Here is a 20,840-nt window from a genome sequence, read left to right as displayed (position 1 = left end):
CGGCTCCTTATTGCTCGGCGCGCAGCATCCGCCGCAAGTGATAAACGATGTACACCAGCATGATGGCAAACAGCACGACCGCCACCGCCGCCGAATAGCCGATGCGGTAGTACTTGATCGCCTGGTCGTACATGTAATACGCGAGCACGGTCGAGCTTTCGAACGGACCGCCGCTCGTCATCACCGAGATCAGATCGAAGCTGCGCAGCGCGCCGATGATAGTCACCACGATCGCCATGAAGGTGGTCGGCCGCAGTTGCGGCAGGATCACGTGCCACAGCATCGACCAGCCGCGCGCGCCTTCCATGCGCGCGGCCTCGATCTGTTCGGCGTTCAGCGACGTGAGGCCGGTCAGATAAAGAATCATGCAGTAGGCGGTTTGCGGCCACAGCGCCGCGAACACGATGCCGAACGTCGCATAGCGCGGGTCGCCGAGCACCGGCACGCCGTGGCCGAGAATCATCGCGAGCAGGCCGAAGGTCGGGTCGTAGAACCACGAGAAGATCAAACCGACCACCACGCCCGACAACACGAACGGCGCGAAGAAAAGCGATTTGACGATACGGATGCCGGCCACCGCCTGATTCAGATACAACGCGACGGCGAGGCCCATCGGCGGAGCGAGCAGGAACAGCAGCAGCCAGATGACGTTGTTCTTGAGCGCCGTATAGAACGTCTGCGCATGGAACAACTCCACGTAGTTCGCGAGGCCGACGAACGACGGGTCGCTCATGCCATCCCAGTTGAAAAAGCTCAGGCGGATGGTCGACAGGATCGGCCACACCACGTAAATGGCCACCATCACGCAGGCCGGCGCCAGAAACAGAAAAGCGGCGCGCCGCTGCCGGCGCGCGGTGGGCGACGGACGGCGGCGCCGTGCGGTGGCCGGCTTGCGGCCACGCAAGGCGCCGCCCGGCGTGGGCAAACCCGGACCGCCGGGTTCAGCGGGACCGCCGACAGTGTGGCGGGTGACGGAATGCGACACGATCGTTCTCTCCAGATCAGATGCAACGGAAGGCGGCCTCGCGGCCGCCGCCGCTCACTTCTTGTAGATCCGCTTGCGCGTCTGCTCGAGTTGCGCGAGCACGTCGTCGAGCTTCGTGGGATCGGAGATGAACTGCTGCATCCCCTTCATGCCTTCGTCAGCCATTTCCTTGGTCATGTCGCGATCATAGAACTGCGCGATGCCGCCCTTGGTGTTCGCAAGAATCTGGAAGCCGATCTTGGAGATCGGATCTTCCGGTTCCGGCGACTTGCTGTTCGCCGACAACGAGCCGAGCCCGGTTGCCAGCTTTGCGCCGATTTCCGGTGTCTCGACGAACGCCAGGAACGTGTGCGCGTCCGCCTTGTTCTTCGCCTTCGACGGAATATGCAGCGACTCCACCGGACCGTCTTCGGCCGTCGGCGCCTTCGCGTCGATGATCGGGAACTGGAAGTAGCCCATTTCCGGCTTCACGTTCGGCGGGAAACCAGCGGTGATGAACGTGCCCATCAGCATCATCGCGGCCTTGCCCTGGAACAGGAACGGCTGCACCGAATCGAGATCGTAGGAGAGCGAGTTGTCGATGAAATAGCCCGCGTCGATCAATTGCTTCCACGTCGTGTAGACCTTCTTCACGCGTGGATCGGTGTACGCAATCTCGCCCGCCATCAGCTTCTGATGGAACGCATTGCCGTTCAAACGCAGGTCGAGATAATCGAACCAGCCCGCAAGCGTCCATGCGTCGCGGCCCGCCACGGCGATCGGCGTGATGCCGGCCGCCTTCAGCTTCTTGCAGTCTTCGAGAAACTGATCCCACGTTTTCGGCTCGCCGCTAATGCCCGCCTTCTGAAACAGATCCTTGCGATAGAACATGCCCCACGAGTAGTACACGGTCGGGGCGGCGTACTGCTTGCCCTTATACGACGACGCTTCCTTGGTCGACGCATACATCTCGTTCCAGCCGTTCTTCGCCCAGTCGCCGCTCAGGTCTTCGAACAGGCCGCGCTGCGCGTAATAGGCCATGCGTTCGCCGTCATGCCAGTTGACGATGTCGGGCGCGACCGTTGTCAGCCAGCCGGGCAGTTGCACCTTGTACGCTTCTTCGTCGACGAACGACACCTTTACGTCGATGCCGGGATGCGCCTTCTTGAAGTCGTCGACGACCGATTGCCACACCGCGCGCTGGCTCGCGCCCTTGAACGCGATATTGGCCGTGAGCGTACCCGCCTGGGCCGTGCTGACGGCCGACGTCCCCACAGCCGCGGCGGTCAGCGCAAGTGCCAACAGAATTTTGCGTGGTTTCAGTTTCATGTTGCCTGTCTCCTTTATTCCTTGATTTTGCGTCGTTGTCTTTACTGCATGGAATTTCGTTGGACACTGCGTCGGTGCATCAGACCACTATCGGGTTCGATAGACTGCCACGCCTTGCGGTTCGATTGCATGCGAACCGATCACGAAGGCATCGTCGGCTACATCGGCGAGCGTGTGCGTCGCGTCGCCGTAGTTGAACACGTAGGTCAGCGCGCCGCGGCGGCTCACTCGCACGCTATCGCCGAGCGGCATCGTTGCCACACCCGCTTCCTGCGCGATCCGCTCGAACAGGCGCAGGGTAAGTGCATCATCGAACAGACTCGCGAGGTAGTGGAACGCGCCGCTTCGAACATACGCGGGATGGCCGTCCGCGAATCGGGCGCGCACGTCAAGCGAATAAGCCGCATCGCTCTCAACGAAATCACGCCAGTGACGCGCGAAACCGTCCGCTTCACTCGAGGCCGGATTGCCCAGTAGCCGCACTGCTTCGGTCACATTCGGCCGCATCGATTCGACACGCCATACGCGCAATGGCAGCACCGACCCCAGCGCGCCAGGTGGCAGGCTCGCGGGAATCTGCAAATCCTGAGTCTTCGAACCCGTGCGCGGCCCGAGTACGACCTGCGCGCCCGAACTCGCCAGACGCTCTGCAAAATCAGCCGGCACGACCGGCAGCGGCGGCACGACGATCAGACAGTAACCATCCAGCGGCGCGTCGACCGGCACGATATCCACGTCGAGGCCGAGCGCGCGCAGCGCCGAGTAATACTCGAAGGCAAAGCGCGGATAGTGAAAGTCCGCTCCCTGCGGATGAATCTCGAACAGCCACTTCGCCTCGTAGTCGTAGACGAGCGCGACCTTCGAACGAATCGCGGCATTGGCGTCGGCATTCGCGGCGAGCACTGTGCGAATCTCGCCGGCAACTTGCGCCGCCTCGTTGCCACCCACGTCGAGCCGGTTATCGGGCCTGTTCAGTCCCGCATGCATCTGTTCCTGCGCGAACGGCGCCTGACGCCAGCGGAAGTACGACACACAGCCCGCGCCGTGCGCGAACGCTTCCCAACTCCACAGCCGTACCATGCCCGGCAGCGGCGCCGGATTCCACTGCGCCCAGTTCACCGGACCCGGCTGCTGCTCCATCACCCAGAACGGCAGCTTCGACATGCCACGATAGACATCGTGATTGAACGACGCGAAGTCGGGATGCCCGCTGCGCAACCAGCGCGCCTTTACCTCCGGCGCGAACCATTGTTCTTCGAGCGCGCCGAGCGGATAGCTGTCCCACGTCGCCACGTCGAGATCGGCGGCGACCTTGTAGTGATCGAACTCGGTGAAGAGTTGCATGAAGTTGTGCGCGACCGGCCGTCCCGGCGAATGCGCGCGGATGATCTCGACCTGCATGCGGTTATAGCGCGCCACCTCGTCGGACGCGAACCGCCGGTAATCGAGGCGATGCGAAGGATGCGCTTCCGTCACGGTCGCCACCGGCGCGTCGATCTCGTCGAAGCTGCGGTACTCCATGCTCCAGAACACCGTGCCCCATGCGCGGTTCAATGCGTCGATGGTGTGATAGCGCGCTTTGAGCCACTCGCGAAAGCGCCCCACCGCCGCCGGCGAATAACTGACCACCGTGTGATGGCAGCCGAACTCATTGTCGGTTTGCCAGTACGCGACAGCCGGATGCTTGCCGTAGCGCTCGGCCACCGCCGTGCAAATCCGCTGCGACGCGGCGAAATACGACGGCGAAGAAAAGTCGTAATGACGACGCGAACCGAACGCACGGGGACGGCCGTCCGCACCGACCGGCAGAATGTCGGGATGGCGGTCGATCAACCACTTGGGTGGCGTCGCTGTCGGCGTGCACATCACCACTTGCAGGCCGGCTGCACCCAGCACATCGATCGAGCGGTCGAGCCAGCCCCAATCGTATTCGCCCGGCGTCGGCTCGATCCGGCTCCAGGCAAATTCGGCGATTCGCACCTGTTCGATGCCGAGGGCTTTCATCCGGCGAGCGTCGTCTTCCCACATCGACTCCGGCCAGTGTTCCGGGTAATAACAGACTCCAAGGCGCATCCGAATGTCCTCTATGCGTAGTGTTCGACGGATTCGAGCGAAGCGGCGGCAAAGCCGTCTTCGGTAAACAAATGACAGGCGGGACGGGGCACGCGCAAGCTCGCGCGCTCGCCGGGCGCAAGGCGTGTATTGCCCGGCGCTTTGGCGATCAGCGCGGCGCCGCCAGGCTGATCGAGGTGGACATAACTGTGTTCGCCGAGTTGCTCGACGAGCGACACGGTGCGCGTCAGCACGGCGTCGTCAGGCGCGACGGACGATGCGTCGACAAACTCCAGGTGTTCAGGACGCACGCCGAGCGTGACCGCTTGCGAGGTTTGCAGCCCCGCGCCGTTCACCGGCACGCGCACGGTTTCTTCCGTGTGATCGAGCGTGACGGTTACGCCTTGCGCATCGACCGTGGCCACTCTTCCCGGCAGAAAATTCATCCGCGGCGAGCCGATGAAACCCGCGACGAAACGGCTCTTCGGACGGTGGTACAACTCGAGCGGCGCGCCGATCTGCGCGATGCTGCCGTAGCGCTCGGTGTCCTTACCGGCATGCAGCAGCACGATCTTGTCGGCGAGCGTCATCGCTTCGATCTGGTCGTGCGTCACGTAGACTACGCTGGCCTTGGCGAACTGCTTGTGCAGCCGCGCGATCTCGATACGCGTCTGGCCACGCAGCGTGGCATCGAGGTTGGAAAGCGGCTCGTCGAATAGAAACACGCCGGGCTCGCGCACGATCGCACGGCCAATCGCCACCCGCTGCCGCTGACCGCCCGACAACGCCTTGGGCTTGCGATCGAGCAACGCTTCGAGTTGCAGAATGCGCGCGGCTTCCCGCACCTTGCGGTCGATTTCATCCTTCGGGGTTTTAGCGAGCTTCAGGCCGAACGCCATGTTCTCGAACACGCTCATATGCGGAAACAGCGCGTAGCTCTGGAACACCATCGCCACGCCGCGTTGCGCGGCCGGCACGTCGTTCATGAGTTGGCCGCCGATCGAGAGGTCGCCGTCGCTGAGGTCTTCGAGACCGGCGATCATGCGCAGCAAGGTCGACTTGCCGCAGCCGGACGGACCGAGAAACACGCAGAACTCGTTTTCGCCGATTTCGAGATCCACGTCGCGGATCACCAGCGCGCCGTCGCCATACGCCTTCTGCACGCCTCTTAACGAAATGCTCGCCATCGCATCGACTCCGTGATTTAATCGGCTCGAAGTCGGAGATTAAGCGCTTAATCAGCAAGGCCGAAAAAAATCGATCGCTTGGGATCGTTGGGGCCTTGCCTGTCTCCGAGATCGTTTTGTCTGTGCGACAGATGGTGCCGCGCCTTCGCTCGTGATGCAAATGTCGGGCAGGCATCCCAAATACTGAAAACATCATGCCCACACTCAGCGAAGTCGCGCGTCATGCCGGCGTCACCCCGGCCACGGTGTCCAACGTGCTGCGCAATCGCGGCCGGGTCGGCGCGAGCACGCGACAGCGCGTGCTCGCGGCCGTCGAAGCACTCGGCTACCGGCCGCATCTGGCCGCTCGCGCCCTCGCCGAAGGTCGCGCGCCGACGCTCGCGCTGATGGTGTCGAGCATCGCCAATCCGTTCTATCCGGAGTTCGCGCTCGCCGTCGAACGCGCGGCGCGCACGAGCGGCCACTTCGTGATCATCTGCAATACGAACGAAGATCCGCTGACCGGCCGCGCGTATCTCGACCAGATCGCCGGCACGCTTTCCGAAGGCGTGCTCGTGACGAATGCGAACCTCGATTTCGCCGACCTTCATACGACTGAATCGCGCGGCACGCCGGTGGTGCTATGCATGTGGGAACGGCCTAACGAGCCGCCTGGACTGCCGTGCGTCGCTGTCGATTTCCGGCGCGCCGGCGAGCTGGCCGGCGCGCATTTGCTGGAGCTCGGCCATCGACGGATCGGCGCGATTGTCGGCAGCAAAGCCTCGGGCATTCATGCGGCGCGTTACGAAGGTTTCGTCGATGCGTTGCGCGCCGGGGGCGCGCCGAAAGGCCGCGTGAAACATGGCGCCGACACGATTCAGGGCGGCTACGAAGCGGCACGCGCATTGCTCGAAAGCGATCCGAAGCTCACCGCGATCTTCGCGACCAACGACCTGCCCGCGCTCGGCGCGATGCACGCCGCCGCCGACCTCGGCCTGAACGTGCCGGCGGATTTGTCCGTGATCGGCATCACGGATATCCAGCTCGCGCGCGAATCGCGCCCCGCGTTGACGACGGTCGCCGTCCCGACGGTCGAAGTCGCCGGGCTCGCGGTATCCCTGTTGCGTGAGTTGATCGAGACATCGTACGGTCAGGCGACTCGCGGCGCGGCAAGCGTGCCGATGCGGGTCGCCTCGCCGCCCGAACTGGTCGTACGCGCATCCACCGGCGTGCCGCGTCCGCGGTGATGCGGCCATAGCAGCGTCGCGCACATTACGCGGCGAATCCTTCATTCGCGCACGCGGTCTTGCGGGCAAGCACTCGCGCCTCAGACGCCGATAAAACCTCAATAATCCTTCAATTACCTTTCAATCGAGCCAGGACTTTCCCCAACTCCGAACGCTCGATCTCGCACCGCACAACTCTATCCAAGGCCCACCACATAAGGCGCGCAGCCTTCCGACGAGTTTCTGCACGTCATCTTCCATTCCGATCATTTCCTTGACGCGCGTCGACGCGCCTGCTGTACTAAATCAACCAAAGTGATTTAGGCGGCGCGAATCAACCCGAGTCCAAGTCGTTTCGAACCACCTTCATCCTGCATCAGGCCATAAACCAGGTTGTCAGCGCGCAGCGTTCGCGCAGGCAGCCGCCAGCAGTCCACAACGTCGTTGCCAAAAACCGGAGGAGCGTCCCATGAATCTGAATTCCCGCAGGCTTCCTGTCGCCAGGAAAATCGTGTCGATGTGCGTCGCGGCATCGGCGGTATGGTGTGCGAGCGCGAGCCAGGCGGCTGACCAGCCTGTCGTCGGCCTCATCACCAAGACCGACACCAACCCGTTCTTCGTGAAGATGAAACAGGGCGCCGAAGCGGCCGCCTCGAAAGACGGCGCGAAGCTGATCACCGCCGCCGGCAAGTTCGACGGCGATAACGCGAGCCAGGTCACCGCCATCGAAAACATGATGACGGCCGGCGCGAAAGCGATTCTGATCACGCCGAGCGACACCAAGGCGATCGTGCCGAGCATCAAGAAAGCGCGCGCCGCCGGCGTGATGGTGGTCGCGCTCGACACGCCGACCGATCCGCAAGACGCCACCGACGCCCTCTTCGCCACCGACAACTTCAAGGCCGGCGTGCTGATCGGCAAATACGCGAAAGCCGCGCTGAACGGCAAGCCCGCGAAGATCGCCACGCTCGATCTCGCGCCCGGCGTCTCGGTGGGCGTGCTGCGTCATAACGGCTTTCTTGAGGGCTTCGGCGTGAAGGAAGGCGATCCCTCGGTGGTCTGCAGCCAGGACACGCGCGGCGATCAGGCCAAGGGCCAGACGGCGATGGAAAACTGCCTGCAGAAGTCGCCCGACATCAACGTGGTCTACACGATCAACGAACCGGCGGCGGCGGGCGCTTACCGCGCGCTCAAGGCGGCGGGCAAGGATAAGAGCGTGATGATCGTCTCGATCGACGGTGGCTGTGAAGGCGTGCGCAACGTCAAGGCCGGCGCCATCGCCGCGACCTCGCAGCAATATCCGCTGAAGATGGCCTCGCTCGGCGTGACGGCCGGTGTCGAGTATGCGAAGACCGGCAAGAAGGTCTCCGGCTATCAGGACACCGGCGTGACGCTGATCACCGACAAGGCGATGTCCGGCATCGACAGCAAGGACACCAAGTTCGGCCTCGACAACTGCTGGGGCAACAAGTAACGCGCACTGAACAGCGGCCCGCTTCGCCGGGCCGCCATCGGATTTGCCGCGTGGCCAGCCCGCCACGCTCATGTATCGAGGTCATCCATCATGTCGACTCCTTCCGCGCCCGCCGGCCACTCGCGTTCGTTCGCCGAGCGCATGCCATCGCTTGCCGAAGTCGGGCCACTCATCGCACTGGTACTGGCTTGCGGCTTCTTCATTTCGCAGAGCGACCGCTTCCTGTCGTTCCAGAACCTCTCGCTGATCCTGCAGCAAACCATGGTGGTCGCGGTCATCGCCATCGGCCAGACACTGATCGTGCTGACCGGCGGCATCGATCTGTCGTGCGGCATGGTGATGGCGTTCGGCTCGATCATCATGACCAAATTCGCGGTCACGCTCGGCGTGCCACCGGCGCTCGCGATTCTCTGCGGGGTTGGTGCGAGCACGCTGTTCGGCGCGCTCAACGGCGTACTGATCACGCGTATCAAACTGCCGGCCTTCATCGTTACGTTGGGTACGTTGAATATCGCGTTCGCGCTTACGCAGATCTATTCGAACGCCGAGAGCGTGTCGAACCTGCCGGACGCGATCATGTTCTTCGGCAACACGTTCAAGCTCGGCCCCGCGGATGTCACGTACGGCACCGTGCTCACCTTGCTGATGTATCTCGCCACATGGTTCGTGTTGCGCGACACCGTGCCGGGCCGGCATCTGTACGCGCTCGGCAACAATCCCGAGGCCGCGCGCCTGATGGGCTTGTCGTCGCAGAAGATCCTGCTGACCGTGTATTCGCTGGCCGGCGCGATCTACGGCATCGCTGCGCTGTTGTCCGTGTCACGGACCGGCGTGGGCGATCCGCAGGCGGGGCAAACCGAGAATCTCGACAGTATCACCGCGGTCGTGCTCGGCGGCACGAGTCTGTTCGGCGGACGCGGCTCGATTGTCGGCACGTTGCTCGGCGCGTTGATCGTCGGCGTGTTCCGCAATGGTTTGACTCTGATCGGCGTCTCTTCGGTCTACCAGGTGTTGATCACCGGCATGCTGGTGATTCTCGCGGTGGCCGCGGACAAACTTTCCCATCGTCGCGGTTAAAAACGCAATCGCACTTCGTGCATGGGGCTGGAGTAAGCGCTGAAGCGCCAACTCCGGCCGACATAGGAGCCCGTCATGTCGACACCAATTTCCGCTTCTGCCGCGATGCCCGTTCTGCAGGCGCGCGGACTCATCAAACGCTATGGCAACGTGACCGCGCTCGACGGTTGCGATTTCGAAGTGATGCCCGGCGAAATCATGGCCGTGATCGGCGATAACGGCGCGGGAAAATCGTCGTTGATCAAGGCCCTTTCCGGCGCCACGGTGCCGGACGAAGGCGAGATTCTGCTCGACGGCAAGCCCGTCAAATTCCGCAGCCCGCTGGATGCCCGCGCGCAAGGCATCGAGACGGTGTATCAGGAACTCGCGGTGGCGCCGGCCATGAGCATCGCCGAAAACCTGTTCCTCGCCCGCGAACTGCTGAAACCGGGCTGGCGCGGCTCGATCTTCAAGATGATCGACAAGCGCCGCATGCTGGACGAAGCGACCGCGCATATGAAGGACCTGCAGATCGGCATCCGCTCGATGCGCCAGGCCGTCGAAACACTCTCGGGCGGCCAGCGCCAGGGCGTGGCCGTGGCGCGCAGCGCGGCGTTCGCGCGGCACGTGGTGATTCTCGACGAACCGACCGCCGCGCTCGGTGTGAAGGAAGGCAACATGGTGCTGGAGTTGATCCGGCGCGTGCGCGATCGCGGCTTGCCGGTGATCCTGATCAGCCACAACATGCCGCACGTGTTCGAGATCGCGGACCGCATCCATATCCAGCGGCTTGGCCGGCGCGCGGCGCTGGTGAACAGGAAAGACATACATATGTCGGAAGCCGTGGCGATCATGACGGGCGCAAAGGAAGCGGACGTCAAGGCGATTGCATGATGCGTGCATCCTGCTGAGCGGGCTCTCACCATGGAAACCACCGGCACCCGCTCGCCCCTCAAACGCACGGTCGGCTCGAATCAGGTCGGCATGCGGCAGTTCAACGAGCGCATCGTGTTGCAGGCGATCCGCTTGCATGGGCCGCTGCCGAAAGCCGACGTGGGCCGTCTCACGCGTCTTTCGATGCAGACGGTGTCGATGATCGTCGAGCGTCTCATCGAGGACGGTCTGCTCGAAAAGCAGGCTCGCGTGCGCGGCAGGATCGGCCAGCCATCCGTGCCGATCGCGTTGCGCGCGCAAGGCGCGTACACCATCGGCGTCAAGGTGGGACGTCGCAGTCTCGATGTGCTCGCGATGGATTTCGCCGGCCACGTGGTGCACCGCGATGTCTTCGACTACGCCTACCCCGATCCGCGCACGCTGTTTCCCGCGCTCGAAAGCAAGCTGGCGCGCGTGAATCAGACGCTCGGCGCGAAGGCCAGCCAGGTGGTCGGCGTGGGCGTCGCGGCGCCGTTGTGGCTCGGCGGCTGGCGTGATTTTCTCGGCGCGCCGCCCGATGCGCTCGAAGCGTGGCACGAGATCGATCTGCGCTCGCGCATCGCCACCATGACGGGCCTGCCCGTGGAGTTCGCCAAAGACACCACGGCCGCCTGCGCCGCCGAACTCGTCATGGGCCAGGGCCGCGGCATCCACAACTTTCTGTATCTGTTCGTCGGCACGTTTATCGGCGGCGGTCTCGTCATCGACGGCCGTTTGCACAGCGGCCCGCACGACAACGCGGGCGCGGTCGGTTCCATTCCGCTGCGCGAAGGCGGCGCGCGCAAACCCGCGCGGCAACTGTTGCACGCGGCCTCGGGTTTCGTGCTCGAAAAACTATTGACCGATGCGGGCGCGCCGGCCGCGGCCGCGCACGATCATCGCGCGTTGTCGCCGGAATTGTGGCGGCACACCGAGCAATGGCTCGATAGCGCGTGCCCCGCCATCGCCAACGCGCTAACCAATGCGGCGGCCCTGCTCGATCTCGACGCGATCGTGATCGACGGCGAACTCGACCGGCAACTGGTGCGCGAGATCATTCGACGCACCGAGCGCGTGCTCGACCGTTTCGAATGGGAAGGCATGGTGCGTCCGCAACTGCTGGAAGGCGCGATCGGCGCCGATGCGCGTGCGATGGGCGGCGCGATTCTGCCGCTCTACGCGCATTTCGCGCCGGTGCATGAACTCTTCCTGAAGCCGGCGGCGGAGACGGCTTACTAGGCGCTCCCGATGTGGCCATCGACACCGGCACGCCTCACTTCATGCTCATTGCTCGGCGACCTTCGTGATGGAAGCCGTTTTCGCAGGCGGATTGTCGAGCAACGGTTGCAAGACCGGCGCCAGCGACTTCAACAATTGCACCGACAGCGCGCTGGTGAACTCGTAATGCGCGGCATACGGTTCATGCACCCAGGCGGTCAAGGTGCCATAGAACCGGTCCCCCATCGCGAACACGAAGGTCGCGCTGCGGTTCACCTTGCGCGACTCGATCAGCCGCGCGCCTTTGGCGAACACATTGAAGCGCTGATCGCCGGTGCCGGTCTTGCCGTACACCTGGAGCGTCTGGCCGTCGGGGAACGTCATGCCTTGCGCGAGACGCCGCGCCGTACCGCCCGTCACCACATCGCGCAACAGCACTTTTACGACGCCGGCGATTTCCGGCGACAACTGCTGTTGCGGCGCCACCGCCGCGCGCTGGAAATGCGTTTCGTAAGGCGTGTCTTTCGCGAAGTCGAGTTGCGTGAGGCTTTCGGTCGGCACCTTGTTGCCGTTGTTGGCGATCACGCCGATCAGTTGCGCGAGCGCGGCCGGCCGGTCGCCCGATGCGCCGATTGCGGCCGCATACGAAGGCGTGAGCGTCGCGAACGGATAACCAAGCGCCTGCCATGACTTGCCGATGGCATCGTAGGCACGCAGTTCGACCATCCGTTTGATGCGGCGGTCCTGCGTCGCGTGATAGCGCGTCTTGAAGAGCCACGAATACGTCGACAGACGCACGTCGCGGCTCGCGCTCTGGATCTGTTCGAGCGTGGCGTCGGGATGCGCGCGCAGATAGTTGAGCGTCCACAGTTCCAGCGGATGCACGCTCGAGATATAGCCGCGATCGTTCAGATTGAAGCGGTCGATTGCGAATTTGGCATACAGGTTAGCCAGGTCTTCGTCGTCCAGCACGGAGGCGGCGGGTGTGTTTTTCAGCGCGGCGCGCATCCTGGCGTTGAACCACGCATTCGACTCGTCAGGCGCGACGCTGCGCAACACCGTCGCCACCTTCGGCGGCGATTTGCGCACGCCGAGCAGAAGCAGCGCCAAGGCCTGATCGGGTGTCTTGCCGTGATACTTCGTGTAGAAACGGTTCATGTACACGCGGCTTTCCTGATCCGCGAAACGCGTCAGATACATCTTGCGCATCTCTGGATCACCCAGCCATTGCGCCGACGGCCCGGTCGTCTGCACCATTTCGTAATGGACGATGTCGCGCATCAGCCGCACGAACACCAGATTCACCGAATGCTGGAACGCGCGGTGCACGGTCAGGATGCGGCCGTTGTCGTCGGATTCGAAATTGTTGAAGGTTTGCGCGCCGCCGCCCGTGTAGAACGTTTCACCGGGACTAGCCGAGTATTTGCGCTCCACGGCCGCGTCGAGCATGGCCTGCAGCGAACGGTCCGAAGTGTGCGCGAGATAGTTGAGCGCCCAGCGCGTGAGCTGGTCGTTCGGATCGTACTTGACGGCTTTCAGCTCCGCTGTGCTCAGCGGTGCATAACGCTTGTGCAGATCCGAGACGATCTGCAAATACGTCACCACAGTACGCAGTTTCGCCGTCGAACCGAGGTTCAGGCGTGCGCCGGAGTTGATGTCGAACGGCTGGTTGACGCTGTCGGTTTGCACCCGCACGAGGTTGGCGCCGTCGCGCCGCTCGAACAGCGTGAAGCTATAGGCGATTCTCGACGGATCGTCCGACGCGCGCAGCATTTCGAAGCCGACCAGACCCGCCGCTTTCGCGCCGTCGCGCGTGGCGGCGGCGGCAAGCCGCTCGCTCACGGCCTGCTGAACGGCGTTGTTGAGCGTGCCCTTCGCCTGCAGATCGAGGCGGTCGAGTTCGTAAAAACTCGGAATGCCGAGCGCGGCCAGCAGATGCGAACGCATGGACGTCACCGCCTTGCGCGACACGAAGGAATCCGTGCTGGCCGTTTTGACGGGCGCGCGGTGCAGATCGACCACCGCGGACAGCGCGGCGTCGCGCAACGGAATCGAAACGATGCCGCCGTTCGCCAGCAGCCGCAGATAACTGTCGGTCAGCCGTTCGAGTTCCTTATAGCCGTGATGCAGGAAATACGACGGCGCGCGTTGCGCGATCATCAACGAGAGCACCTGCCGGAACGCCACGCCCTGCTCCGGCAGATTCTGTTCGGTCGACGGCGCCGCCAGGATGCGGTTGACATCGTTGAAATCGCGGCCATACCAGGCGGCGAGACCGTCGCCGATCCCGTTGATTTCGCCGATGCCCGGCTGCGCGGCCAACGGCACCGAGTTGAGATAGCGGACGACGATCTGCCGGCGCGCCGGCATGGTTTGCGGGCCGTTCAGATAGGCGCGCACCGAAGCCGATGCGATTTGCCGCAATTTCTCCGGCGGCGTCGCCGTGCGGCCGCCCGCGGAGTGGCGGAATTTTTCGATCTGCGTGGCAAGCGTGCTGCCGCCGGGCTGCGACTGATGGTGATTGAACACGCGCACGCCCTGGTCGGCCAATGCACGGCTGAAGCGCCCCCAGTCGATTGCCGGATTGCGGTTCGGCTGGTTCGGATCGAGCAGATAGCGGTCTTCGATAAACAGCAGCGAATTCACGACCAGCGGCGGAATCGCGTCGAAGTCGTCGTACACGCGGCCGGGAAACTGCGCGGCGAAGAGCGGCGCGCCGGTGCCGTCGAAGAGTTGCAAGCCCGCCCGATCTTTTTCTTCGTACGGCAGAAAGAGGCCGTTATCCGCCAGCGACAGCATCCGGTCGGAATCGCGCGCCTGGGCGGTGATTTCAAACCCGCGTTGCAGCAAGCGCTGCTGGATCGACGGCAGCAGCGCGTAGCCTAGGCGGCTATCGTATGGGCCGTTGTCGGCTTGGGGAAAACGGATGGAATGACTGGCACCGTCGGCGACGGAAAAGCCCACGTCGCGAGTCAATTCGGAGAGGTAGTGCGCCTGCAATCGCGAGGTTTCGATCTCGTTCTGGCAAAAGCGTACCGCCAATGCCAGCGCAAGCAAGAATGCCGCCACCAGCGCCCATTTGAACCACTTGCGCACAGACGTCGTGCCCGTCGCGCGAAACGGTAATCGAACCAGCGGCCGATTCATGGTGCTCTCCCCGAGCGGACGCCGGTTTCTTCTGGCCCGGCGCACCTTCAAGGCAGTGTAGCGCGGAACGCGAACCCAGGATCGGTTCGGATTTACCCGAGAGTGTCGCGGCTACAACACCTCTTCGCAAGACATGGCGCGGCGCCAATTGCCATGAGATATTCAACGTCTTTCGCGTGATGAAAAACCGCCGCTTCAGGCGGTTTTTTGCTTTCGAGCCGCATGCGCCGGCAAGCGGGCTTGCGCCTGCTGCGCCGGCTGCGTGCGCAGCAATTCGATGAACTGTTCCGCCGGTGGCGACAGCACCCCGCCCTTGCGCGTCACGACGCCGAAAGTTTGCGAGGGCGACTTGAGCTTCACCGGCACGAGACGCAGCATCTTTTGCCTGACGAACAGCGCGGCGATCGCCGTCGGTAATAACGAAACCAGGTTGTGACTGCTTTGCAGGAGCGCGACCGTCACGAACGTCGAGGCCGTCGAAACCGGGTTATCCGGCATCTCCAGACCGGCCAGATCCATCTCACGCTCGAGCAGCGCGTGCAACGGCATATGCGACGGATACATCACCCAGCGGTGCCCGGCCAGATCGCGCAGTTTCACCTCTTTCTTCGGCAACGGCGGATGGCCGTAGCCCACCACCACCGAGAGCGGCTCGTCGCCTAGCGGCCGATAGTGATATTTCGACGGATCGGCCGCTACCGCAGCGCGGCCGATCACCAGATCGAGCCGGCCGTCGTCGAGTTGCTGGAGCATTCGCGCGCTCGTGTCTTCCACCACTTCGACGGAAAGATTCGGCTGGCCCGCATGCAGTTGATTCAGTGCCGGCACGACGCACTCCGGAATCGCCCCCATGATCGCGCCGATCGCGAGACGCCCGCCGCGCCCGGAACGTATCTCGGCGACGTCCTGGCAGAGCGCGGTGAGATCGGTCGCCACGAGGCGCGCGTAGCGGATCACGCAGTGGCCGAGCTGGTTCGGGATCATGCCGCTTTTGGAGCGCTCGAAGAGCGGCGCTTCGAGCATCGACTCCAGTTCCTGCAAGGCCTTGCTGGCGGCCGACTGTGTCATTGACATCGCACCGGCGGCTTTGTGCAGCGACTTCAGGTCGTCGAGCGCGATCAGCAATTGCAGTTGTTTCATGCGCAGTTTCGACAGCAGGACGTTGAGGGTGTCTTTCATGGCGGCGTATCGGGGCTAAAGCGGGGGGCTAGAGCGGGGCAAAAAGCGGAGGTGAGTCGCAAAAGCGATCACAAGATGGAAACAATTCAATATACCCGCCGTGTTCAGCGCCGTATAGTCGACCGCGTTGCATGGGATCCGAGTCAGCGCCAAAGCGCCAACTCGGGTCGACACGGAGACATTCCAAACTACGACAACACCTATCATCATGACCCAGTCATCCCATCCTGCTGCATTGCGCGGCGTGTTCCCCGTCGCGCCAACCATCTTCGACGACGCCGGCCGTCTCGACCTCGAAGGCCAGAAACGCTGCATCGACTTCATGATCGACGCGGGCTCGAACGGGCTGTGCATTCTGGCGAACTTCTCCGAACAGTTCGCGTTATCCGACGACGAGCGCAATACGCTGATGCACGTGGTGCTCGACCACGTCGCGGGCCGCGTGCCAGTGATCGTCACGACCACGCATTTCAGTTCGTACCAGTGCGCCGAGCGCAGCCGCAGTGCGCAGGCCGCGGGCGCCGCAATGGTCATGGTCATGCCGCCATATCACGGCGCGACGATCCGCATCGGCGAACGCGGCATCTACGAGTTCTACCGCACTGTGTCCGACGCGATCGGCATTCCGATCATGATTCAGGATGCGCCGGTCAGCGGCACGCCGTTGTCCGCGCCGTTTCTCGCCCGCATGGCGCGCGAGATCGACAACGTGTCGTACTTCAAGATCGAAGTGCCGCAGGCGGCGAACAAGCTGCGCGAGCTCATCGAATTGGGCGCCGATGCGATCGTCGGTCCGTGGGACGGCGAAGAGGCGATCACGCTGATGGCCGATCTGGATGCGGGCGCAACCGGTTCGATGACGGGCGGCGGCTACGCCGACGGCATCCGTCTGATCATCGACGCCTATGCGTCCGGCGACACCGAGGCGGCCGCCGCGCACTATCAGCAGTGGCTGCCGCTGATCAATTACGAAAACCGCCAGGGCGGTCTCGCATCGTGCAAGGCGCTGATGAAGGAAGGCGGTGTGATCCGTTCGGACGCGGTGCGCCATCCGTTGCCGCAAATGCATCCGGCCACGCGTGAAGGTCTGTTGAAGGTTGCGCGGCGGCTCGATCCGCTGGTGCTGCGCTGGGGCCGTTAAACGCCCATTCCGGTCCAGGGCGGATGCCGATCGGTCGACAACCGCCCCGGACCTCATCAGGAATGAGCCGTGCCCCCCGTACTTCGTCATACCGCCCGCGACGCGTTTGCCGCCCCGCATCGCGTGGCTCCGTTGCCGGTCTTTCACTTTCAGCAGACCAGCGCAACGGCCCCGCCCTCGCTGCACACCACCCCGTGTCCCGGACCATCCGGCAAGCACGCCCAACGCCGGACACTGCTCCACATACGTTGACATCTCATTAACGGATGCACGTCGAAGAAAAAAACCCGCATATAAGGCAGTGGAGAAATTGAGTACCATAGGCGCGCAAGCTCACCCTATCTCCTTCCATGACCGCCCATCCTCGAGAACTAACGCCGGACACGCTTGCCGAGCTGCTCGAACGTGTCGCCAAGGAAGACGCCGCGGCATTGCGCGAACTCTACGATCTCGCCGCCCCGAAACTGTTCGGCCTCGCCCTCCGTATATTGAACAAGCATGAGTGGGCCGAAGAGGTCTTGCAGGACAGCTTCGTCAATATCTGGCGCTTTGCCGGCGACTATCGCCGCGCGCTGTCCGCCCCGATGACGTGGATGTCGGCGATCGTCCGCAACCGTGCTCTCGATCACCTGCGGCGGGTCAACACCCAGGAAACGGAATGGAGCGATGCGTTGGACGATCTCGTGGCAACCGGCGATCCAGATCCCGAAGCGCTGACCGCGGTCAGCCTGCAGGCGCGTCTGCTCGCCGGTTGCATGCAACAGCTGGAACCGGCGCAGCGCCAGGCGGTGGCCCTCGCGTACCTACGCGATCAAAGCCATAGCGAGATCGCCGACGTGCTGGCGGTGCCGCTCGGCACCATCAAGTCATGGATCCGGCGCGGCCTCGCCAAGCTGAAGACCTGTCTGGGAGGCGAGTGATGAATCTCCATCGCTATCCTCAGCTGGTCGACCTGCTGGCCGCCGAATATGTGCTCGGCACGCTGCGCGGCGGCGCACGGCGCCGCTTCGAACGCTACGCGGACCACGACACGACGATCCGCCGTGCCGTCGACGAATGGCAGCGGCGCATCTCGCCGCTGGCCGAACTCGCCGAGCCGCGCATGCCACCGTCCGCCGTATGGGACGCCATCGAACGGCGTCTCGGCCTCGCGGCCACGCGCGAGGCCGCACGTCCCCGCACCGTGGTGGCAACACCGGCGCGGCCGTCGCGCAGCGTGTTCGAGAACCTGGCGTTCTGGCGCGGCTGGGCACTCGGCGTCACGGGCCTCGCCGCAGTTGCCGTGGTGGTCGCCGTGCGCTCGCTGTTGCCGTCCACCACGGCGCCTGTCACCGCGCCGACCGTGGCTCAGCAACCCGAAACGGCGGTATCGCATGTCGCCGTGCTGAACAACAAGGACGCGCATCCGGTCATGCTGGTCGCGTGGGACGAAGCCCATTCGACCATGACGGTGCATCCGCTCGGCAAGGTCGAGCTGCCCGCGGGCCGGGCGATGGAACTGTGGGGCATTCCGGCAAGCGGCCATCCGGTCTCGCTCGGCATGCTGCCGGACAGCGCGAACGGCAAGGTTACGGCCGGCCAGCAGAAGCCGGAGAATTATGCGGCGCTGGCCGTGTCGATCGAAGCGCCGGGCGGCTCGCCGGATCACAACGCGCCGAGCGGTCCGGTGGTGTTCACCGGCAAGCTGTTGCCGGTGTCCTAGGCGTTTCATGATCAGCCGAAGAAGACCGGCATTTGCTCGACGCGGGTGCCGGCCTTTGTTTCATCCGCCCTTCGACTCGGCAATCGCGCGACGGCTGGACGCGAGCGCGCGATTGCCGCTAACCTAGCCCTTATGCAAAGCTTTTACGAAGCCACTGTCACCCGTTCGTCCGCCTATGCGCCGCTGGCTGGCCGGCGTAGCGCCAATGTCTGCGTCATCGGCGGGGGCCTAGCGGGCTTGTCCACGGCGTTGGGACTCGCCGAGCGGGGCGTCGCCGATGTCGCCGTGCTCGAAGCCCGGCAAGTGGGTTTCGGCGCATCCGGGCGCAATGGCGGGTTTGTGTTCGGCGGCTACAGCCTCGATTGCGCCGACCTGCTCAAAACCCTCGGCGCCGTGCACGCCCGCGAACTCTATACGCTGACTACCGACGCAGTCGATCTGATGAGAAAGCGCATCGCGCGCTATCACATCGACTGCGACGCGACCGACGCCGGCGTGATCCTCGCCAACTGGTTCGACGAACCGGCGCGGCTCGAGTCGCAGCGGCGCCTGATGCGCGATTCGTTCGGCGTCGAGTGGGAACCGGTGGCGGCGGAGCAACTCGCTGCGCAACTGAAAACGCGCCGTTATCACGGTGGTCTGTTCGAGCGCAACGCGTTCCACTTTCATCCGTTGAAGTACGTCCTCGGCGTGGCTAACGCCGCTGCGCATGCCGGCGTGCAGATCCACGAAGACTCGCCGGTCGTGCGTCTGCAGCGCGACGGCGCCGGCTTCGTGGTGCACACGCAGCACGGCGCGCTCGACGCGCAACACGTCGTGATGGCGGGCGGCGGCTACGCGCGCCGTGTCTACCCGCTGGTCGAACGCGCGGTGCTGCCGATCGCCACCTACGTGATGGCGACCGAACCGCTCGGCTCACGTCTGCAAGACGCAATCGACACGCGTGCCGCCGTCTATGACACCCGCTTCGCCTTCGACTACTACCGGCCGCTGCCCGACACGCGCATTCTGTGGGGTGGCCGCATCTCGGTGCGCGACCGCGCGCCCGAGGTGATCGCGCGCCTGTTGCGGCGCGATCTGCTGAAGGTCTATCCGCAGTTGCATGACGTGGGTATCGAGTACGCGTGGGGTGGCCTGATGAGCTACGCGCGGCACAAGATGCCGCAGATCGGCCGCAGCGCGGATGGCGTCTGGTACGCGGTCGGCTTCGGGGGACACGGCATGGCGCCGACCACCTTGTCCGGCGAACTGCTGGCGGCGGCGATTGCCGGTGAGCGTCCGGTGCCCGAGGCATTTGCGTCGTTCGGCCTGACACCCGCTTACGGCGCGCTCGGCCTCGCGGCCGCACAACTGACCTACACCGCCATGCAGACACGCGACGCGCTCGCGGCACGCCGGCGGCCTGCCGTTTGACGTCGACCAATACGTTGCCGCTCATGCCCGAGACCCGCTCCAGAGGCCAATTTCGCCATGCTAGAATGCGCCGTCACTGCCGCTCGAATACACAATGAAAAAGGGAAGCAAGGCCGCCGAGCCTGATACCAACGGCATCCCGTCCGACAGTCCGCGTACCGACGCCCGGCGCAAGTACGATCCCGAACAGACGAAGCGCAACATCCTCGAGGTCGCGACCCAGGAGTTCTCCGCGATGGGACTGACGGGCGCACGCGTCGACGCGATCGCGGAGCGCACGAACACCACCAAGCGCATGCTGTACTACTACTTCGGCAGCAAGGAAGGGTTGTACCAGGCGGTGCTGGAAAAGGTGTATGGAGACATTCGCGCGCTCGAACAGGATCTGCACGTCAGCGAACTCGATCCGATCGAGGGGATGCGCGCACTCGTCGAGTTTACGTTTGACTATCACGACCGGCAGCGCGATTTCGTGCGGCTCGTGACGATCGAAAATATTCACGGCGCGAAGTACGTCGAGCAGGTCAAGACGTTCAAAGGCCGCAACGTCACCGTGATTCATACGATCGAGGATCTGCTGGCGCGCGGCATCGCGGCCGGGCAGTTCCGCAGCGACATCGATCCGATCGATCTGCATCTGCTGATCAGTTCGCTGTGCTTTCACCGCGTCGGCAATCGCCATACCTTCGGCACGGCGTTCGGGCGCGACCCGTCGCATCCGCGTTTGCGTGCGCGGCATCGCGCCATGATCGTCGATGCCGTGCTGCGGTTCGTGCGCAAGGACGATTGACGCCTGTAAGCCTCAAGTAAAAAACGGGACGTGGCCTGCGCCACGTCCCGTTTTTTTGTCTGGCGCGAGGC

General features: G+C 63.8%; 16 protein-coding genes. 10 read left to right on the top strand and 6 right to left on the bottom strand.

From position 1 onward, the window contains the following. Positions 1 to 7: 7 nt before the first annotated feature. The 4 genes from ACQKRQ_RS04015 to ACQKRQ_RS04000 all read right to left on the bottom strand — a co-directional run bounded on the left by ACQKRQ_RS04015 (position 8) and on the right by ACQKRQ_RS04000 (position 5,532). Positions 8 to 985, bottom strand: a complete 978-nt coding sequence (locus ACQKRQ_RS04015; protein WP_132377660.1) for a carbohydrate ABC transporter permease — start codon at positions 983 to 985, stop codon at positions 8 to 10. Between the two features lie 54 nt (positions 986 to 1,039). Further along, positions 1,040 to 2,293, bottom strand: coding sequence for an ABC transporter substrate-binding protein (locus tag ACQKRQ_RS04010; protein ID WP_427475193.1), 1,254 nt, complete (start codon positions 2,291 to 2,293; stop codon positions 1,040 to 1,042). Positions 2,294 to 2,380: 87 nt separating this feature from the next. Further along, entirely contained in the window at positions 2,381 to 4,366 is a 1,986-nt protein-coding gene (locus ACQKRQ_RS04005) for a beta-galactosidase (RefSeq protein WP_427475191.1), read from the bottom strand. Between the two features lie 11 nt (positions 4,367 to 4,377). Next, positions 4,378 to 5,532: an ABC transporter ATP-binding protein gene (locus tag ACQKRQ_RS04000; RefSeq protein WP_427475189.1), complete on the bottom strand. Its 1,155-nt coding sequence runs from the start codon at positions 5,530 to 5,532 to the stop codon at positions 4,378 to 4,380. A gap of 194 nt (positions 5,533 to 5,726) precedes the next feature. On the opposite strand from ACQKRQ_RS04000, the gene ACQKRQ_RS03995 reads away from it, so the two are divergent. The 5 genes from ACQKRQ_RS03995 to ACQKRQ_RS03975 all read left to right on the top strand — a co-directional run bounded on the left by ACQKRQ_RS03995 (position 5,727) and on the right by ACQKRQ_RS03975 (position 11,418). Continuing rightward, complete coding sequence (locus ACQKRQ_RS03995; protein ID WP_427475187.1) at positions 5,727 to 6,758, top strand: LacI family DNA-binding transcriptional regulator; 1,032 nt, start codon at positions 5,727 to 5,729, stop codon at positions 6,756 to 6,758. A 448-nt stretch (positions 6,759 to 7,206) separates the two neighbouring features. Beyond that, on the top strand, positions 7,207 to 8,211 hold the full coding sequence (locus ACQKRQ_RS03990; RefSeq protein ID WP_106301095.1) for a sugar ABC transporter substrate-binding protein: 1,005 nt from the start codon (positions 7,207 to 7,209) through the stop codon (positions 8,209 to 8,211). Between the two features lie 90 nt (positions 8,212 to 8,301). After that, positions 8,302 to 9,288, top strand: a complete 987-nt coding sequence (locus ACQKRQ_RS03985; RefSeq protein ID WP_132377664.1) for an ABC transporter permease — start codon at positions 8,302 to 8,304, stop codon at positions 9,286 to 9,288. Positions 9,289 to 9,363: 75 nt separating this feature from the next. Next, a complete protein-coding gene (locus ACQKRQ_RS03980; protein WP_132377665.1) occupies positions 9,364 to 10,161 on the top strand; it encodes an ATP-binding cassette domain-containing protein in 798 nt (265 codons plus the stop codon). 30 nt (positions 10,162 to 10,191) lie between these two features. After that, entirely contained in the window at positions 10,192 to 11,418 is a 1,227-nt protein-coding gene (locus tag ACQKRQ_RS03975) for an ROK family transcriptional regulator (protein WP_132377666.1), read from the top strand. Positions 11,419 to 11,463: 45 nt separating this feature from the next. On the opposite strand, the gene ACQKRQ_RS03970 is transcribed toward ACQKRQ_RS03975, so the two are convergent. Continuing rightward, a complete protein-coding gene (locus ACQKRQ_RS03970) occupies positions 11,464 to 14,544 on the bottom strand; it encodes a transglycosylase domain-containing protein (RefSeq protein ID WP_427475183.1) in 3,081 nt (1,026 codons plus the stop codon). Positions 14,545 to 14,739: 195 nt separating this feature from the next. Next, the gene (locus ACQKRQ_RS03965) at positions 14,740 to 15,723 is read right to left on the bottom strand and encodes a LysR family transcriptional regulator (RefSeq protein WP_427475181.1); all 984 of its coding nucleotides are present in this window, start codon (positions 15,721 to 15,723) and stop codon (positions 14,740 to 14,742) included. A 208-nt stretch (positions 15,724 to 15,931) separates the two neighbouring features. On the opposite strand from ACQKRQ_RS03965, the gene ACQKRQ_RS03960 reads away from it, so the two are divergent. The 5 genes from ACQKRQ_RS03960 to ACQKRQ_RS03940 all read left to right on the top strand — a co-directional run bounded on the left by ACQKRQ_RS03960 (position 15,932) and on the right by ACQKRQ_RS03940 (position 20,769). Continuing rightward, complete coding sequence (locus tag ACQKRQ_RS03960; protein ID WP_427475179.1) at positions 15,932 to 16,864, top strand: dihydrodipicolinate synthase family protein; 933 nt, start codon at positions 15,932 to 15,934, stop codon at positions 16,862 to 16,864. A gap of 350 nt (positions 16,865 to 17,214) precedes the next feature. Beyond that, positions 17,215 to 17,784 carry an RNA polymerase sigma factor gene (locus ACQKRQ_RS03955; RefSeq protein WP_132377670.1) on the top strand — a complete coding sequence of 190 codons (570 nt, stop codon included), beginning with the start codon at positions 17,215 to 17,217 and terminating at the stop codon, positions 17,782 to 17,784. After that, positions 17,784 to 18,566 (top strand): anti-sigma factor, encoded by a 783-nt coding sequence (locus ACQKRQ_RS03950; RefSeq protein WP_427475177.1) that lies wholly within the window; start codon positions 17,784 to 17,786, stop codon positions 18,564 to 18,566. Before ACQKRQ_RS03955 ends, ACQKRQ_RS03950 begins: the two co-directional genes overlap by 1 nt. Positions 18,567 to 18,698: 132 nt before the next feature. After that, positions 18,699 to 19,979: an NAD(P)/FAD-dependent oxidoreductase gene (locus ACQKRQ_RS03945; protein ID WP_427475175.1), complete on the top strand. Its 1,281-nt coding sequence runs from the start codon at positions 18,699 to 18,701 to the stop codon at positions 19,977 to 19,979. Positions 19,980 to 20,073: 94 nt separating this feature from the next. Then, positions 20,074 to 20,769: a TetR/AcrR family transcriptional regulator gene (locus tag ACQKRQ_RS03940; RefSeq protein WP_310818013.1), complete on the top strand. Its 696-nt coding sequence runs from the start codon at positions 20,074 to 20,076 to the stop codon at positions 20,767 to 20,769. Positions 20,770 to 20,840 lie beyond the last annotated feature (71 nt).

This window comes from Paraburkholderia sp. NPDC080076, from assembly GCF_050281145.1.
Taxonomy (GTDB): domain Bacteria; phylum Pseudomonadota; class Gammaproteobacteria; order Burkholderiales; family Burkholderiaceae; genus Paraburkholderia.
Note: the sequence above shows the minus strand (reverse complement) of the source record. Positions and strands in the feature narration are given on the sequence as shown.

What these genes read in the sequence shown, in the direction of transcription:
- ACQKRQ_RS03965 (WP_427475181.1), bottom strand. Translation starts at nt 15,723, where the DNA reads ATGAAAGACACCCTCAACGTCCTGCTGTCGAAACTGCGCATGAAACAA.
- ACQKRQ_RS03960 (WP_427475179.1), top strand. Translation starts at nt 15,932, where the DNA reads ATGACCCAGTCATCCCATCCTGCTGCATTGCGCGGCGTGTTCCCCGTC.
- ACQKRQ_RS03990 (WP_106301095.1), top strand. Translation starts at nt 7,207, where the DNA reads ATGAATCTGAATTCCCGCAGGCTTCCTGTCGCCAGGAAAATCGTGTCG.
- ACQKRQ_RS03970 (WP_427475183.1), bottom strand. Translation starts at nt 14,544, where the DNA reads ATGAATCGGCCGCTGGTTCGATTACCGTTTCGCGCGACGGGCACGACG.
- ACQKRQ_RS04010 (WP_427475193.1), bottom strand. Translation starts at nt 2,293, where the DNA reads ATGAAACTGAAACCACGCAAAATTCTGTTGGCACTTGCGCTGACCGCC.
- ACQKRQ_RS03945 (WP_427475175.1), top strand. Translation starts at nt 18,699, where the DNA reads ATGCAAAGCTTTTACGAAGCCACTGTCACCCGTTCGTCCGCCTATGCG.
- ACQKRQ_RS03940 (WP_310818013.1), top strand. Translation starts at nt 20,074, where the DNA reads ATGAAAAAGGGAAGCAAGGCCGCCGAGCCTGATACCAACGGCATCCCG.
- ACQKRQ_RS04005 (WP_427475191.1), bottom strand. Translation starts at nt 4,366, where the DNA reads ATGCGCCTTGGAGTCTGTTATTACCCGGAACACTGGCCGGAGTCGATG.
- ACQKRQ_RS04000 (WP_427475189.1), bottom strand. Translation starts at nt 5,532, where the DNA reads ATGGCGAGCATTTCGTTAAGAGGCGTGCAGAAGGCGTATGGCGACGGC.
- ACQKRQ_RS03975 (WP_132377666.1), top strand. Translation starts at nt 10,192, where the DNA reads ATGGAAACCACCGGCACCCGCTCGCCCCTCAAACGCACGGTCGGCTCG.
- ACQKRQ_RS03985 (WP_132377664.1), top strand. Translation starts at nt 8,302, where the DNA reads ATGTCGACTCCTTCCGCGCCCGCCGGCCACTCGCGTTCGTTCGCCGAG.
- ACQKRQ_RS03955 (WP_132377670.1), top strand. Translation starts at nt 17,215, where the DNA reads ATGACCGCCCATCCTCGAGAACTAACGCCGGACACGCTTGCCGAGCTG.
- ACQKRQ_RS03980 (WP_132377665.1), top strand. Translation starts at nt 9,364, where the DNA reads ATGTCGACACCAATTTCCGCTTCTGCCGCGATGCCCGTTCTGCAGGCG.
- ACQKRQ_RS03995 (WP_427475187.1), top strand. Translation starts at nt 5,727, where the DNA reads ATGCCCACACTCAGCGAAGTCGCGCGTCATGCCGGCGTCACCCCGGCC.
- ACQKRQ_RS03950 (WP_427475177.1), top strand. Translation starts at nt 17,784, where the DNA reads ATGAATCTCCATCGCTATCCTCAGCTGGTCGACCTGCTGGCCGCCGAA.